General features: G+C 42.1%; 12 protein-coding genes and 1 other RNA gene. 9 read left to right on the top strand and 4 right to left on the bottom strand.

Annotated elements, in window-relative coordinates:
- Positions 1–92 precede the first annotated feature (92 nt).
- Complete coding sequence (locus HC733_RS20105) at positions 93–1,172, top strand: methyl-accepting chemotaxis protein (RefSeq protein ID WP_190366775.1); 1,080 nt, start codon at positions 93–95, stop codon at positions 1,170–1,172.
- A gap of 55 nt (positions 1,173–1,227) precedes the next feature.
- On the opposite strand, the gene HC733_RS20100 is transcribed toward HC733_RS20105, so the two are convergent.
- Positions 1,228–2,508 carry an aromatic amino acid transport family protein gene (locus HC733_RS20100; protein ID WP_190366774.1) on the bottom strand — a complete coding sequence of 427 codons (1,281 nt, stop codon included), beginning with the start codon at positions 2,506–2,508 and terminating at the stop codon, positions 1,228–1,230.
- Between the two features lie 329 nt (positions 2,509–2,837).
- Here HC733_RS20100 and HC733_RS20095 point away from each other — a divergent pair, with 329 nt between their 5' ends.
- Positions 2,838–3,602 carry a peptidylprolyl isomerase gene (locus HC733_RS20095; RefSeq protein WP_190366773.1) on the top strand — a complete coding sequence of 255 codons (765 nt, stop codon included), beginning with the start codon at positions 2,838–2,840 and terminating at the stop codon, positions 3,600–3,602.
- Positions 3,603–3,831: 229 nt separating this feature from the next.
- On the opposite strand, the gene HC733_RS20090 is transcribed toward HC733_RS20095, so the two are convergent.
- Positions 3,832–4,278, bottom strand: coding sequence for a helix-turn-helix domain-containing protein (locus tag HC733_RS20090; protein ID WP_190366772.1), 447 nt, complete (start codon positions 4,276–4,278; stop codon positions 3,832–3,834).
- Between the two features lie 221 nt (positions 4,279–4,499).
- On the opposite strand from HC733_RS20090, the gene HC733_RS20085 reads away from it, so the two are divergent.
- The 3 genes from HC733_RS20085 (at position 4,500) to HC733_RS20075 (ending at position 9,157) form a co-directional block, all read left to right on the top strand.
- Positions 4,500–4,799, top strand: a complete 300-nt coding sequence (locus tag HC733_RS20085) for a helix-turn-helix domain-containing protein (protein WP_190366771.1) — start codon at positions 4,500–4,502, stop codon at positions 4,797–4,799.
- Between the two features lie 791 nt (positions 4,800–5,590).
- On the top strand, positions 5,591–6,487 hold the full coding sequence (locus HC733_RS20080; RefSeq protein ID WP_190366770.1) for a S1 family peptidase: 897 nt from the start codon (positions 5,591–5,593) through the stop codon (positions 6,485–6,487).
- A 147-nt stretch (positions 6,488–6,634) separates the two neighbouring features.
- Positions 6,635–9,157: a M1 family aminopeptidase gene (locus HC733_RS20075; protein ID WP_190366769.1), complete on the top strand. Its 2,523-nt coding sequence runs from the start codon at positions 6,635–6,637 to the stop codon at positions 9,155–9,157.
- Positions 9,158–9,430: 273 nt separating this feature from the next.
- On the opposite strand, the gene HC733_RS20070 is transcribed toward HC733_RS20075, so the two are convergent.
- Complete coding sequence (locus tag HC733_RS20070) at positions 9,431–11,374, bottom strand: methyl-accepting chemotaxis protein (protein WP_190366768.1); 1,944 nt, start codon at positions 11,372–11,374, stop codon at positions 9,431–9,433.
- Between the two features lie 306 nt (positions 11,375–11,680).
- On the opposite strand from HC733_RS20070, the gene HC733_RS20065 reads away from it, so the two are divergent.
- The 3 genes from HC733_RS20065 (at position 11,681) to HC733_RS20055 (ending at position 14,317) form a co-directional block, all read left to right on the top strand.
- Positions 11,681–12,409, top strand: coding sequence for a substrate-binding periplasmic protein (locus tag HC733_RS20065; protein WP_190366767.1), 729 nt, complete (start codon positions 11,681–11,683; stop codon positions 12,407–12,409).
- 85 nt (positions 12,410–12,494) lie between these two features.
- A complete protein-coding gene (locus tag HC733_RS20060) occupies positions 12,495–13,217 on the top strand; it encodes a DUF5020 family protein (protein ID WP_190366766.1) in 723 nt (240 codons plus the stop codon).
- 182 nt (positions 13,218–13,399) lie between these two features.
- Positions 13,400–14,317, top strand: coding sequence for a pirin family protein (locus HC733_RS20055; RefSeq protein WP_190366765.1), 918 nt, complete (start codon positions 13,400–13,402; stop codon positions 14,315–14,317).
- Between the two features lie 86 nt (positions 14,318–14,403).
- On the opposite strand, the gene ssrA is transcribed toward HC733_RS20055, so the two are convergent.
- Positions 14,404–14,760: a transfer-messenger RNA gene (gene ssrA / locus HC733_RS20050) on the bottom strand.
- A 249-nt stretch (positions 14,761–15,009) separates the two neighbouring features.
- On the opposite strand from ssrA, the gene HC733_RS20045 reads away from it, so the two are divergent.
- Positions 15,010–16,641, top strand: a complete 1,632-nt coding sequence (locus HC733_RS20045) for a DUF342 domain-containing protein (RefSeq protein ID WP_190366764.1) — start codon at positions 15,010–15,012, stop codon at positions 16,639–16,641.
- Positions 16,642–16,810: the final 169 nt, after the last annotated feature.

Raw genomic sequence — 16,810 nt, 5'->3', positions numbered from 1 at the left:
CAAGACTATATGGCGGGGCTCCGGCATTTTAAGAAAACCATCACTGACTTGAATTGGCAAAATTTGGATGTTAGTGATGTGTTTGAATTTAAATGATTATTTATGGGGATCCCTCAGGCGTGATCCTCATTCTTATGGGAATTGGTATTGCTTGGTTGCTAGGTGGTTATCTTTCCAGACCTATCCTCGCCATTAACGAGTTTGTGATGGATGTGGCTAATTCTCTGGATCTGTCGTTGCGGGCGAAATTGAGTTTTAGTAAATCTAATAACGATGAGATAAGTCAAGTAGGGCAATCGTTAAACATCATGATGAGTAGTATTAATGAGGCAATCTGTGAAGTGTCTCAATCAACCATTAATCTTGATAGATCTGTCAATGCACTGCGCAGCAACTTTGATCAAGTAGCAAAGCAATCACATGAGCAGTCGAGTATGACTATTCAGCTATCTGCAGCAATTGAGCAGATGGCACAAACCTCTGAATCGTTGGCTCACTTTGCTGCCAGTTCAAGTTTGGCTACCCATAAAGCGGTTGAGCAAGTAACGCAAGGCACAGGCAATGTTGCAAGTAGTAAGCAAAATAACAACCAACTACAATCGGTGATCACTGAAACATCATCAAAAGTAAACAGTGTTGCCCAAGAGAGTTCCGAGATTGGTTCTGTACTGGAAGTTATTAGAAACATTGCCGAACAAACGAATCTACTGGCATTAAATGCTGCAATTGAAGCGGCACGAGCCGGAGAGCAAGGGAGGGGCTTTGCGGTGGTTGCCGATGAAGTGCGTTCTTTGGCTCAAAAAACGCAGCACTCTACAAAAGAAATTCAAAGCATTATAGAAGCCCTGCAGTCAGGCTCTAAGCAAACAGTTAAGTCAATGCAAAGCGCATTAGCGAGTGTTGAGCAAACTTTTTTAGCAACCCAACTGGTTGCACAATCGTTTGAGCAAATAAATCAGCAGGTAAGTGCGATAGAGGAATATAACGAGGAAGTGGCAACAGCGACCTCAGAGCAAAGTTCTGTCGCTAAAGATATGGCGCAGCAAGTTTCTAATATTAGTATGCTGGCAAATAATAATAGTGAAAGTGTACGCATTGCTGCTTCGTGTTGTGATGAAGTTGAATCTGAGTACCACCGTTTGAAAGCTTTAGTCTCTCGCTTTAAGCTCTAAACAACAATGAGCTAACCGGAATTGCTGGTTAGCTCACCAATCAAGCCAACATAGCTTACATGTTATAAAGCAAAGCTGACACCGATAGTAAACCCACAATGAGTACAAAGTAAGTTCCGATTTGTGTTTTGTATTGCGACAGCGCGGGGATTTTGAACACAGCAACTGTAGGCATAATAAACAGGATCATGGCGATGATAGGCCCAGAAATTGCCCCCATCATATCTAAAATACTCGGGTTAATGACTGCACAAAGCCAAATTGCGATAAACATGAGGATAATGCCTAGCTTATCTGCCTTGGTAATTGACAAAGAAAATTGCTTAGTGACTAAACCATTAAAGCTCTCTCGTGCCCCTAAAAAATGCCCTAAGAAAGACGAGGTGATAGCGATAAATGCGACCAATGGTCCAAGTAGAGCAATAAATGGGTTTTGGTAAACATTGGCTAAGTACGATAGCACTGATACATTAGCCTGTTTTGCACTTGCCATTTGCTCTGGTGTTAGCGCAAGCACACAAGAGATAACAAATAAAAGTACAAATACAATCAAGATTACCGATGTACATTTTAAGATTTGCTCTGTTTTACTGTGTGCATGAGTACGGTAATGCCTGCGCTGCACGTTCACAAAGCTTGAGATAGCAGCCGCGTGACTAAAAGAAAAAACCACGATAGGTACCAACAGCCACAGTGTTGAAACAAGTTCAGGCATTTCGGGGGTACTTATGGTTGGTACTTGCCAATGTGGGATAAGGTACACAGATAAAAAGAAAAGTATTGCTACAAGGGGGTAAACTAATGCAGCAAATGCTCGCATAAGTAATTTATCACCACCGAGCATCAGACCTATCATAAATGCCACGAGTATACCTGAGAGCACCACCCGCGGTGGTGTGTCCAGCGCTAATTGATTCACCAAAAAGCTATCAACTGTATTGGTTAAGCCAACACCATAAATCAACAAAATCGGAAAGATCGAAAAAAAGTACAATAACGAGATCAACCTACCGGCAGTTTTACCAAAATGCTCCTCGACTACATCGGTAAAATCTGCGTTATCTCGTTTGGAGGAAAGTACAAACCGAGCAAGGCCTCTGTGTGCCAAGAAGGTCATAGGAAAGGCAAGTAACACCATGATCAATAGTGGCCAAAAGCCACCGATGCCAATATTAATTGGTAAGAATAAAATGCCCGCACCAACCGCTGTGCCGAATAAGCTAAGAACCCAGTGAGTATCGTGCTTATTCCACTTATTTACTTGCGTTGCAGAGGTTGTTTCATGTGTGTTAGTGGTTATAGAAACTGCCGTTGTTGCATCAGGAGAATTGCTCACACCTAATTTGTCCCAAATTAATGAATAATTTGGCGCGCATCATAAAGCATGTTTGGTGGGGATTCATTGCAAAATTGACTCTTCAGAGCAGTGTTGGCTAACCATTAAGCAATTAGACTATAACTTATACTAATCATTGCTCTGGGCTTATAGCTATTCGCTCAGTAGCAAAAAAAGCCGACAGAAACCTACCTGTAATCAATGTGAACATAAATGTTATCAAGTGTTATTTTATATCGAGAAAAACAAATTGTTGCTGTAGAATCAATAACTGATTTTTATATAACAATAAATTAACCATGTTATTTTGAGTTGGGTAGAGACTTTACATGAATAACCAAATTAAATGTGCCGCACTTTTGGCTTCACTTTTAGGTAGCGTTACCGCCAACGCAACCATCGTCGAATTTCAAACCACGCAAGGCACTTTTCAAGTCAATTTGTTTGACGAAATTACACCACAAACAGTTGAAAATTTCCTAAGTTACGTAAATAGCGATAGTTACCAAGGTACGGTTATCCATCGCGTTGAAACTAATTTTGTCGTCCAAGGTGGTGGGTTTTATTATGATGGTAAAATTCCTCTTAACGCCGTAGAAACAAATGCACCGGTTGTCAATGAGCCTAAGCTTTCGAATGTGAGAGGCACAATTGCGATGGCTAAATTGAGTGGTAAAAAAGACAGTGCAACAAACCAGTGGTTTTTCAATCTTAGCGACAATAGTGCAAACTTAGATGTACAAAATGGTGGTTTTAGTGTCTTTGGGCAAGTCATTGATGGCGGGATGGAGATTGTTGACAAAATAGCTCAAATTCCACTGTGTGGAAGCATGCCTTTAGTTGATTTTACCGCCGCTCAGTGCACAGACAAAGATACTCAGCCTGCAGGCAATAACTTTATTACCATTAACGCAATCACCGTAATTGATGATGCACCAAACACTGCGCAAAATTTAGCTCCTAAAGAAAATACCCTAATTACTATACCAGTAGAGCCAGATCCTAAGCCGAGCACACCTTCATCGTCGGGTGGTTCACTGTTTCTGTCATTAATGCTGATGGCAGGCTTAGCTGTTTCAAGAAAACGCTGCTAACGCTAACACTTTGTGGGGGAACTCTTTGCACACATGATTTTACAGAGTGTGACTTTGTTGGCAACTTTGTCATCAATAATATAACCAGTGACCTTTTGATTTGAGTTAGTGATATTGGTGTTGAAGTGCGTTTATGTAGATAGATAAATATAAATGACAGCGTTGTTTGTGTTGGGTGGCATTAGGTCAAAGCGCTCAACACACAGCAGATATTTAACTTTGGCAAGTCCTAAGCGCTTTTAGCCTTTTTGAATGAGCCAATTAACATGGGTTTTAAATCTCGCAATAACAGCTTTCCACTGGTTTCAAAGTTCGCAGTTTTCGTCGATTTAAACCATCCCAGATGACATAAAAACATCAAAGTCTCTTTTGCCTTACTCACAAACTGCTTTTCAAACTCTTCTTCGGAGAGAACTGGCGTATATGAATTGTCACCAATTGGGGTGTTAGTGGTCGCATTGGGGTGGTTTTCGCCCGTAATTAACCATTGTGCAAAAACCTTTGTTTTCGGGTGCTCAAAAAACTTGCTAATAACCGAAAGTGTGGGTTCCCGCTCACCTTTCTCATACTTTCGATATGAAGGTACTGGGATTTCTAACATCTCCGCAAAATTTATCTGTGATTCATCTACGGAGATCCGTAGTTGTTTTAATCTTGTTGCAAAAGTATTTGACATATGACCCAATCCGATCAATTATTTTACCAGTTGACCCAGATAGGCTACATCAAATAATTAGACTTGTCTATTTGGGTGTTCAAGGGGCTGTGAATTTGATGAAATATTTTATTATTTATTTCATCACCTTCGCTAAAAGTTAGGACCGTTTAGTCGTTTGTCGCTTTGGCAAAACATTAGTAGCGAGCAAAACGCTAACCATTACCGAATACGGATATGTAATGAATACGATACGAAGAAATGAGCGAGTTCGCAAAGCGCAAACTATGGCTGCTAGACAGTATATTCCTGCAACAATCCGCAGGTTAAGACGCGAGATGAAGCTGACTCAGGCTCAATTAGGAAAGAGCTTAGTAACGCCTGTAGATCAAGCTACCATTTCTAACTGGGAATCAGGCAAAACTGAGCTAACTGCCTGCCAGCTGCTGGACATCATGATGCTATTTGGTCAGCCTAACTTTTTGTCTTTTATTGAGCAGTTTGAGCCTATAGAAATGGTTCAACAAAGAGAGTCTGCCTAAAGAATAAGAATTCTGTGCTTTGCTGTGTAGTAGCTGTGAAGCATGTACTTAAGTTCTCGTACCTGTAGCAGTTTAGTAAACTGCATTCCGCTGGTGAAATGGGCCTCAATAAATTGTGAGTCGTTTATTTCACCTTTTTAGCGTTAAATATCTACTTTATTCCTCAAACTCAATAATTTTTAAGCGCAAGATTACTTTGCATTTGTGCGTTTTTAAAGTTAGTCGGATTAATCCTTAGTAGTACCAATGTGCAATAACACTTAATCATTTTAGGGATTAAACCTGACGCGAGTTGCGCTAAAAATTTCTCATTTAGAACAACTCAATCACAAAATTTTTGCCTTGCCTACATGGATGTAGGTACCTTGGCGATAGCAGGGCGCGATAGCGGCGCTATCGACAAGGTTTTCTTGCCTCAAAATAGACCACTTAGTTAAGCGAGTTGGTATAAGGAAACTCGTTTACTCATACCCTTATTAGCGTTATGCAATTGTTGTTGAATGAAATAGCCAGCATGAAACAATAATGTCGTGTGTGGAGAAAAGAGGTAAAAGCGCCATTTTTCGGCTTATTAAAGATGATGAGAATTTCTCAAATTGATCGCATCCTGTTATTTAAGTTATGTTTTCAGCTAGTGTTCTTAACAAAAAAAATACAAATGGACCTGTTTTGTGTAAATTTTTATGTTAATTTTTTGTGTTCTGTGCCATATTAAAAAACAACAGAGCGGGAGTGACAAATTTCGGGTGTCACTACCATAAAGATTAACTTGGTTAGCACGGAATGATTATATGACCTATACAGCAAAAGAAGCGGTATCATCGATAAGTTGTAATCCAGCGTTTTCTAAAAAGAATGCTATCAAGTGTTTATTACTGAGTATGGTGATTGCGTTGTCTTCATGTGGTAGTAGTCGCGTTTACCAAGGTAAAGAGTTAGCAATTGCTTACTTAAATAACTCCAATGCGCAGCATAACGAGCGTGAGCAAGAGGTAACAGGATATCAGGTTAGGATCAGTTATCAAATCGATGACTCAACCAAGGTAAGTGGCATGGGAGTGCCAATCACTGATCATTTGATTGTTACCGCAGATCATGTGGTACGAAACTTAGCGGTTGGTCAGAGTGTTAATGTACAAATGGGAAAAACGGGCAAACTGTCAAAACCTGTCGCAGCTCAATTGGTGATGCGCTCACCTGAAAAAGATTTGGCTTATCTAAAATTGACTCAGCATACGCTACCGAGTAACGCTGTCCCAATTTGGTGCGACAACCAACAGCTAGGTGACAAGGTAACAATGACTAAGTTATCTGGCTCAGCAACTTTAACTATTGCATCAGGTACTTTATCGGGTATTACGGACCGCCCAAGAATGACCGAAAGCTTCAATCAAAAAGCTGCAAATAATGGGGCTGAACCAAACAGTATGTTGGACGAACCTGTGAATTTTGTGTTGTTACACAGAAATATGCAAGGCGGGTTTTCGGGTGGTGCGATGTTTAACGTGAATAAAAATTGCGTTACGGGTATCTCGTCTATGGTGGCAAGTTTTAACGACCTAGCACAGCCTCAGCGTTATGAATCAGTAAAAGAAGCGTTAAATAGAAAGTATTGGTCGCAAAATAGCAAGGTGCTTGCTTTTGGTATTCCAACAAAAACGGTACTGGAACACGCCAAAGGTCTTTAATTTCTTCAAAAAAGCATACCAAATTAACTGATAGCGAGGCCGAGCGAGTGCCTCGCTTTTTTATGGTAATAGCCAATATCAAATAACTATGTGTAGAATAGGCCTGAGTATAATTAAAATAACAAGTTAATCAGGGAAGGTGTAGCAATGCAGAGCCGTTTAATAACCGCGCTAATGGTCACACTCTTAGTGTGCTTTTCAATTAAGGTGCAGGCATATCGCCTACCAAGCAGTGATATTTTAGAATATCAAAGTGTTAACTTAACACTCTCTCCCCAGCAAGAAACTTTTTCGGGTCAAACAACTTTAGACATCAACTACCTAAATAGCACCACAGAGGTGTCTTATCATGCCCGAGCGCTAGCAATCAAATCAGTGAAGCTCACGCATCAAGGACAAACACAGGCTTTGAATATCGTAAAGCCTAATGAATTTGATATTGTGACGCATCAACTGACTAAGCCAATATCAGGCAAAGCGCAATTGATCATTAGCTATGAGGGGGAGATTTCACAAAATACCATGGGCCTATTTGTAGCGGATCAGCAAAGCGGTTCCTCCTATATTTTTTCACAACTGCAAGAGATGGAGGCGCGTACCGTATTCCCAGGGTTTGATGCGCCAGATAAAAAAACGCGCTTTGAGTTTAGTGTTGATATCCCAAAACAATATGACGCATTGCACAACACCCCAGTGGTTTCTAGCCAAGTACAGGGGGAGCGCAAAATAGTGCGCTTTGCGCCAAGTCATAAAATATATACGGATGTGCTGGCGTTAGCGGTGGGAGAGTTTCACTCTATTGAACTTAAAGATACTCCGTTTAACTCTGTCGTGTATGCGCCAAAAAATACGGTACTTAATTTACCTTCTGATATGAGTGAGTTGGTCAGTAATACCATAAGGTTTATGGAAGAGTACCTGCAGTACCCATTCCCCTACAGCAAACTAGACTTTTTTGTCGCCCCCATTGACGGCCTTGCTGGAATGGAAAACGTAGGCTTAATTGCGCTTAACAGTCACCACATACCTGACCTGGATGCGGATGGTTTTGCAATGTGTCGATTCAGAAAGCTGATTGCGCATGAAGTGGTACATATGTGGTTTGGCAACGACATCACCATGAGCTGGTATAATGACTACTGGATGAATGAGTCATTCGCTGAATTTTTTGCCGCTAAAGTGGTTAAAGCGCTTTATCCTAATGAAATGGCTTGTACTTTCAATCCTCAGTCATCGGCATTTTTTGACGATAAACACAGCGCCAGAGCGCTGCGCAGCGAAGTAAAGTATCGAGGAGATAACGAGGCTATAGGTCAGCTTGCATATACTAAAGGTCGTTCGGTGCTGGAAATGGCAGAGTTAGCACTGGGCCAAGCGCCGTTTAAAACCCAGATGCGTGCTTACGTAAAACAAGTGGCAGGGGCGAACACCAGCGCACCCATATTTGCACAGCACTTTGCTAACACGCCGTGGTTTAAAACGTTTATGAATGCATTTATTACCCAATCAAACTACCCGCTATTGACGCTTAGCAAACAAAACGCACAGATAGTTATTCAACAAAGTAGTTTTGACAGCGGCCAAGATAAACTGTGGACCATCCCCTTAACTTTGAAAATATGGGATGGCAAAGCGCTCAAAACACACAAAATGGTGCTCGATAAACCACGTATGGTCATTAACAATGTACCCGCTAATGCGCAGGTATTTTTAGATACTAACGGGGTGGGGTACTTTCGGTATTTAGACACAACGGGTAATGGCGAATTTCCTGTAGCGCAGCTTACGCGCGCAGAGCAAGCCTCTTACATTGACAATCAAGAAGCACTGGCAATGTCAGCTAAGATTGACTTTATGACATACATTGATTCGCTGGTGCAGATCATCAACACGTTGCCACATGGTGCACTTGAAGTAAGTAATGCGCTGTCGACCTTACAAGATACGTTTGTAACTTTAATACCAGAGTCTCTGAGCTTAGAGTATGCACATTATTTACGGGCTCAGTTGCCGACTATCAAAGATTGGTCGGCACGACAGGCAAATCAAAACGGTGGGTTGTGGCTTGAGCTATACGGCATAAATTTACGCGTACCCAGCGCCATCACGGCGGCCAAACAAGCCTATAAAAACGCCTCTTTGAGTGAACTTACACACCGCACCGCGGTATTGCGTGCAGTGGTTGCCAACGCCAGTGAGCAAGAGTACCAAACGCTATTGGCGCAATTTGCAACAAGTGACAAACAAGTCAAAGAGGACTTGCTTGATGCCTTAGGGTATGGCACCACTCAAAAACAAGTTAAAGCCTTTTATGACTTGTTACTAAGCGATGCCACGAAAGGCCATGATATCGACTATCGTTTTCAATTTCCGGCTTTTTCACCCAAACACCGTGCCTACGTGGGGGAATATATTCGCAGCCACAAAGCGGCCATCAGCCAGCGCATTGCCGAAGATAAGTTGCAGTGGTTTCCTTACAACTTCATCACCGCTTGCTCGCTAAAAGATGCTGAGATTGTAAAAAACACCTTTGCAGATTGGCAGGATGTACAAGGCCTAGACGCCAAGCTTAATATCGTGCTTGAGACCATTAATGAATGTGCTGGTAACGCCAAGCTTAGTTTGCAGAGCGTACACGATAGATTAGAAACAAGTAAGCACAGTTTGTGATTGTGGGTTTTCTTTGGACATAACTCAATATGCACAAAGTTGGGTGTAGGAACGTCTCGATTTGATAAAACTCTTAGGTGAGGTTATGTGCTCGCGAGATCCCAATTACTGCTGTGATATTCAAATTCAGGTAAATGAAAAAACGTCATGCTACTTTGCCTATGTGAGTCTGAATTTGAAGGGGTGTGGTGATATCAATTTGTATTCACCACAAAATTGCGCCGTCAAGAAATATGCTTGAAATAGAGTACTCGATAGACTGTTTGAGTGCCCTTACACTTTAAATCGGCAAACTACCCCATCCAAATCTTGAGTTAACTGGTATAAAGCTTCGCAGGCGACAAGGCTGCTTTGTGCCGCATCAGCAGTAGATGCTGTAACATCACTAATGCCAACTACATTACTATTGATTTCATTCACCACTACATTCTGTTGCTCCGTTGCGGTGGCTACCTGAATACTCATGCTTTCAATGATATCAACCGATTGATCAATCGCCCCTAGGGCTTCGCCAGCTTTGGTCGACGATGTCACGCTCTTATCCATTTGCAGTCTACCGGTTTCTATTGCTTTGACCGCATTTTCTGAGCCGCTTTGCAGCTTTTCGATCATTTGTTGAATTTCCTCGGTAGATTTTTGGGTTCTCATTGCTAGACTGCGCACTTCATCAGCCACTACAGCAAAGCCTCGTCCTTGCTCACCTGCACGCGCTGCTTCAATGGCTGCGTTAAGCGCCAGTAGATTTGTTTGCTCTGAGATACCACGAATAACACTTAATATTGAACCTATAGATTCTGCGTGTTGTGCCAGTTCATTAATAACTTCTGCCGAAGTTGTCATTTCATTGGCGAGTTGTTCAATGTAGCCAATGGTTTCTTTAACTACTGTGTCACCTTCAGTCACTTTTTCAGACGCGTTTTGAGCGGCGGATGCGGTTTCTGTAGCGTTGCTGGCTATTTCTTCAATCGTTGCTCCCATTTGAGTTACCGCAGTGGCCACCTGTATGGTTTTATCACGCTGCACGGTTAGCTCTTTTGAAGTTTGTTTACTTAATTCGTTTACTTCTTGAACTTTGTCGCGCAGCTGGTGGCAGCTCTGTTGTACCTGCTGAATGATACTATGTAGTTGCCCAGTAAAGGCGTTGAAGTTTGAGGCCAAGGCACCAAGTTCATCTTTGGATTCAACAGGTAAACGATGTCGGAGGTCGGCTTCGCCTGCAGCAATTTGGGATAAGGCCATTGAAATGCGCTCTATCGGGGCGCTAATGCCACGGGCAACAAAAACTGAAAGGAATAAGAACATGACAATGACCATTACTGCAACCAGTACGCTATTTCTGGTGGCGCGACTTAAAGCACCAAACACTTCGTCTTGAGGAATTAAGCCGATAACATACCAATCAAGCGCGGCGATGTAATCTGAAGCTGCAAAGTAGGCTTTACCCTCAATTGTAGCATCCAGCAGTGTAAAAGATTTATGTCCTACCAACTGGTTAGCTTTGTCTTTTATACCAGACATAGAACTTAAAGATGCTTTATCAACTAACTGTGTGTCAAAGTGGATCTTTACTTTGCCATCGCCAGACACAACAAAGGCGTAGCCCGTTTGGCCAATTTTGAAGTTATTAATATAATCAACCAAGCCTTGCATGCTAACCCCCATGCCAGCGACACCTATGGTTTTACCACTATTTTTTATTGCATAGTTGATAAACAATGTTAGCTTGCCGGTAACTTTGTTGGGGCCAATACCAGTATCATAATCGGGATTGCTTTTAAAAAACTGGAAAAACCAACTGTCCAAAGGTTGAGATTGTGACATGGTTTTAATGTAGCCATCCTGAGTGAAGTAGTCTTTGCTTTTCCATGAACCAATAAATGTTTCTCCTGCATTATTAACGCTATTTAATCTTGCTAGGTATGCCTGTATGTCATCTCGGTCGGCTTTAGGTTCACCATTTTCGAGCCACTTTATTAAATAACTATTCTCAGCAATTTGTTTTGACGCGTTGATACTGCTATGCATTTCGTTTTCTATTTTAAGGCGGACAGTTTGCATTACGAATGGCAACTCATCCTGCTCAAGCCTATCTTTGAGAACGCTAGTGGTAAGGATATTGTTTAAAATAGCCAAGATACAAATAGCGAGTAGTAAAGCGGTTGCCATAGACACGATCAACTTGTATTTGATCGACAGGTTTTTAAAAAACATAAGCATAATCAGCCCCTAAGTTATGTGGTGACGCTGTTCACAACGATGCCTTTAAACAAAGATTAGATGGTATTTGTCTTTGTGCCATTGCTTGAGGGATTTTTAATCAACATTATTGGCTTTGTGGGTTTGGTTTGGGGAATGTTAGCTAGTAGTTTGCAAAAATTTCATAAACCATACTAACCTAGGATTTGTGCCTCACATGTTGTTACAGCCTGAGCCCAAAAGGCTTGGTGGCTTTTTCGTAATTGTTCACCGCCTCAAGTTGAGTCAATTACTACAGATAAGGCTTTGTTGTTGGAGCTTTTTATCATGAAACATTTACTGTTTTTTTCATTGATATATATAGAATCAGTGTTTGCAAAAGACGTTATCGTTAGTCTTCCACATAGTTTGCCGCCATGGGTTATTGACGACAGACGAGGTTTGGCACTTGAATTAGTGCGCGATACATTACAGCAAGCAGGTTATGGTTTTATGCCCATATTTGTGCCGCTGCAGAGGCTTGATTGGGCGTTGCATCAGTCAAATGTAGATGCCATCGCCATGGTCGAAAACCAAGCAATTAAACAGGTTTTTTATTCTCACCCGATTGGTGCTTATGAAGCAATAATTGTTACGTTGCGCTCCAAACGCATTACTTTAAGCAGTGTCAGCAAGTTAGAAAATTTAATCGTAATATCATTTAAAGGCTCGACGGAGGTGTTTCCCGTATTGGCTTCGGTTGCAAATAAGAGTGATAATTTTCTGGAAGTAACCGATCAGCAAGGTCAGGTTAGTATGTTATTTAAGCGCCGAGCCGATGCAATTATTTTGGATAGAAACTTGTTCGAATATTGGACCAGCCAAAATACCGACGCTTTATTTCGACAAGAAGTAGATATCATCCCTTTAAATCGTATTATTCCTGCCTCACATACCAATCCGATTTTTGTAGTATTTAAAGAGCAAATAATAAGAGAACAGTTTAATGCCGCACTTGCTGAAATGCGTTCTAACGGTCGTTTTAAGCAAATTTATGCTGAATATCTGCGGCGCTAAAATTAAGTACTTTGAGCGCTAATAGTAAGCTGTATTTATGACTTAGGTTGAGTTGGTAGCGAAAACACATATTGAGATAGAGATTATGAAAACACGTATATCGTTATTATTATTGGGCTGCTTCAGCGTGCCGCTTAAGGCAGACGTTTTATGGCAAGATTTTAGCGTTAGTTATTTAAAAGGTAGTAACTACCGAGTTGACGGACCGAATAAACAAGTACTAACTTTGGAGCATGTAGCTGGCACCAGTTGGGGCGATAGTTTTTTCTTTCTAGATCATTTGCGTACAGACCATGGCAACAGTGAAAACTATTCTGAATGGTCACCACGCATCAGTTTTAGCAAGGTGTCTGATAAATCGCTGCAGCTTGGCGTGATTAAAGATGTGTTATTTACCAGTACTATAGAGATGTCATCGCAGCGAACTAATTATCTGTACGGGGTAGCGACAGATTTGGCTATTCCCGGGTTTAGTTATTTAAATCTGAACTTTTACCGCCGTAACAACGAAGATGTTGCTGACAACTGGCAACTTACTACGACTTGGGCCTTACCGTTTACATTGGGTAAGCTGCAATTTTTATTTGATGGCTTTATGGACTGGAGTAGCGCGAGCGAACACCAAAGCGCGAGCATGAATATGACATCACAATTAAAATGGGCCTTGCATCCGCTGTTTAACTGGAAATCTAAACTCTATGTCGGCGTGGAATATGTCTACTGGCAAAATAAATACGGCCTAGCGGACAGACCACAGTTTCGAACCGATGAGTCTAATATCAACTTGCTAATCAAAGGGCATTTTTAAAGGTCTAAAACCAGACATGAGCTGAACTTTTGCTTAATTAGCTGTTATGTATGTTCATCTCGAATAAAGCCCTTAATGACTCGCAGATGAGCGCTACCTTAAAGGCATTAACTCAGAGATAATAAATGAGGGGCGGTCAATAATCGCTCGTTATGTTTGCAGCTTTGTAGGGATATTCCACAATGAGTAATATATCTAAAGCGTTAGAGCATCAGTGTACAGTGGCTTCAGGTTGTCGTGCATTAAAATTGATATTGACACCTAAAGATAAGGATTTAGGTGGGCTGAGTGTACGGCGAACGCTGCCTGTTAGGGGCTGTCGCAGTGTGGGGCCGTGGGTGTTTTTTGATCATATGGGGCCTGCCCATTTTAAAGCTGGGCAAAGCGTGGATGTAAAACCTCATCCACACATTGGCCTTGCCACCGTTACTTACCTTTTTGAAGGCGAAATGCTGCATCGAGACTCGTTAGGAAGTGAACAAACGATTGTACCCGGTGATATTAACTTAATGGTTGCAGGGCGAGGGATTGTGCATTCTGAGCGCCAACGAGAAGAGGTTAAATCAGCACCACACACGCTGCATGGCTTGCAATTGTGGTTGGCATTGCCAACGCAAGATGAACAATGTGAGAGCGCATTTTTTCACTACGCAAGCGCCGATATCCCAAGCGTAAGCGAAAACGAAGTGCCAATTCGGGTGCTAATTGGAGAGGCGTATGGCGTGGTCTCTCCTGTAAAAACCTTCTCTAATACCTTGTATGTTGAAGCGCGGATGCAAGCAGGGCAGTCTTTAGTGTTACCTGAAGTGGATGAACTGGCGCTCTATGTCGTCACAGGTCAGCTAAGTGTGTTAGATAACGTGCTTGCAGAACATAACATGGCAGTTTTTACAAAAGACGCTGGCATTACCGTAAAAGCACTTGAAGATACCACCATCGCACTGATTGGCGGCACATCTGTTGGCAAACGTTATATGGATTGGAACTTTGTAGCCAGCGATAAATCTCTTATTGAACAAGCCAAACACAACTGGAAAACAGGCCAGTTCCCAAAAGTACCAAACGATGACGTTGAGTTTATTCCCTTGCCCAAGTGGTGATAGTCGTTATTCAATTCATGCTACGACGTTTAATAAACAAAAAACCCATTAAAACAATGTTCTAATGGGTTTTTTATTTCGCTATTTGGTGGAGCTGGGGGGATTTGAACCCCCGTCCGGAAAGCGTCGACCTTCGGTCCTACATGCTTAGTATCGTCTATTGGTTAACCTTTAAATCTCGGACGAACACGATAAGTAAAGGCGAGGCCGCTTAGTTTTAGCCCTTCAACCCCGGCCAGGGTTTCCGTAGCGATCTTGTGTAGGGTGACACTCCAGAACCAGAACCACAAGAATTTCGTGGAGGAGTGCTAGCGGGCTATTATGCCGCTAGAGCGTAGTTATCGTCGTTTGCGATTACTTTAAATACGGCTTTTTTACGAGGCCAGCCGCACCTCGACATGCACCTTAGGCTTCATGAATCCCGTCGAATCCTAATCAGCCCCTGAATACTTTCATTCAGTAAGTGACGCCAGTATAGCGCGTAAGTAGGTAGTTACTCAAGGTCCTTTTTTAGATAACTTTTTAAATATGAAATGCTTGGCTGATTATTGAACAAATCGCATTTACAATCGTTTATATTTTGTATGCTTTTATGGTGATATATTACTTAACATCGGTGCGTTGTTGTGCTCAAATGGCTGACGTTACGTTGTCAATAACAAAATGGATTTGTTTTTGTAGGAAATAAAAAAATGTCGTTGTTTCGTTTTGATAAAGATATGGGTGCGGTGTACTTACTCTCTCATCCTGCAGAGTCGGGCTTTCCAGCTAGTGCTTCACAGCTGGTTGAATTGCTTGAGCAATCTGAATTTGCTGACTTCGATATTATTCATGCAAACATTGGTAAATTATTCACATCTAAAGATGCCGACAACGAATCCCTCGTGATTGCCATGGCCGTTAGCGGCGAAATTTCCATTCGAGTAGACGAAAATAATATGACGGCAGAGGCCACCATTGTCACTGCTCGTGGTGGAAATTTGGTGTCGATGGATATGGCGCTACAAGCTTTAAAAGATGCTGGCGTGAAACATGGTATTAACAAAACAGTTTTAGAACAGTTTTTAGGGCAACAATTTGAACAGCCACCCGGTGAAGTGTATAGCACCATAGTGGCGCATGGTCGCCGTGCTAAAAATGGCGATGACGCCAAGTTTGTGCGCCTGTGTATGACAGCGCAGGACAGAGTGCTCGCGCCGCAAGCAAAAGACGGGGGCAAAGTGGATATGCGCGACTTAGGTGCAATCATCACCGTAAAGCCCGGCGCCCCTCTGATGAAACGTATTCCACCTACAAAAGGTGAAACTGGCTACACTGTGTTTGGTGATGTTTTAGAGCCAAAACCGGGCCGAGACTTTGAGCTACAGGTACTTGAAGGCACCAAGCTTGACCCAAATGACCCCAATATTTTAGTGGCAGATGCTAAAGGGGTGCCCGTAGCGGTACCCAGAGGCATGCGCGTTGATGACGTATTATGTTATGCCAACGTAGACGTCAGTACCGGCCATATTGAATTTGATGGCAGTGTAATTGTCAGCGGCGATGTAAAAGAAGGCATGCGTATAAAAGCAACCGGTGATGTAACCGTGATTGGTTTTGTTGAATGTGCCTTTATTGAAAGTGCTGGCGCAGTGACCATTATGCAAGGTGCTATTGGCCGTAAGCGCACCGATAACGATGAGTTTTCTTGTAGTATCAAAGCCGCTAGAACGATTTCGATTGGTTATGCGCAATACGCTCATATTGAAACACAGCAAGACTTGTTTGTAGAGCGCCAAGCATTACACTGTGACTTATCTGCTGTGCGTTTAATTAGAGTAGGTAAGGGCGATACTCCTCGGGGCAAGCTCATTGGTGGTAAAGTACTGAACGCGCTGCGTATTGAAACGGGTGAGTTAGGCGCGCCGTCTGGAACTCGTACCCGTATTGCCATTGCGCAAAACTGGTTTGAATTAAAAGAAAAGCAAAAAGAGTTCAAGAGCTTTGAAAAACGCCTAACCGAAAAGGTGATGGAGTTATCAAAAGCCAAGGCCAAAGCCGCTAAATCGCCACAATCGACTAAGCGCGATGCTTTTTTGAAAAAGCTCGAAGAAAGCGAAAAGCAACTCAATCTGCATTATCAGCGCAACCAGCGCAATATTAAAATAATCCAACAAAAGCTATCAAGGCTACTCCACACTTGCCGTGTTAAAGTGAATGAGCTGATGCACCCAGGTATAGAAGTAACCATAGCGAAAGATTCAAAACAGTTTACGCGTATTTATCCTCCGCATTCGGTTAAGTTAGACGAAGGGAAGATCACACAGCAATTTAATGCGCAGTGATCTTAAGAGCACTACATTGCTCGTTTAAAGTGATGAGATTCTGAAATAAATTCAGAATGACGAGATAGTTTCAGAATGACGAGATAGTTTCAGAATGACGAGATAGTTTCAGAATGACGAGATAGTTTCAGAATGACGAGATAGTTTCAGAATGACGAGATAGTTTCAG

It is taken from the genome of Pseudoalteromonas sp. S16_S37 (assembly GCF_014694405.1).
In the GTDB taxonomy this organism is placed as follows: domain Bacteria; phylum Pseudomonadota; class Gammaproteobacteria; order Enterobacterales; family Alteromonadaceae; genus Pseudoalteromonas.
Note: the sequence above shows the minus strand (reverse complement) of the source record. Positions and strands in the feature narration are given on the sequence as shown.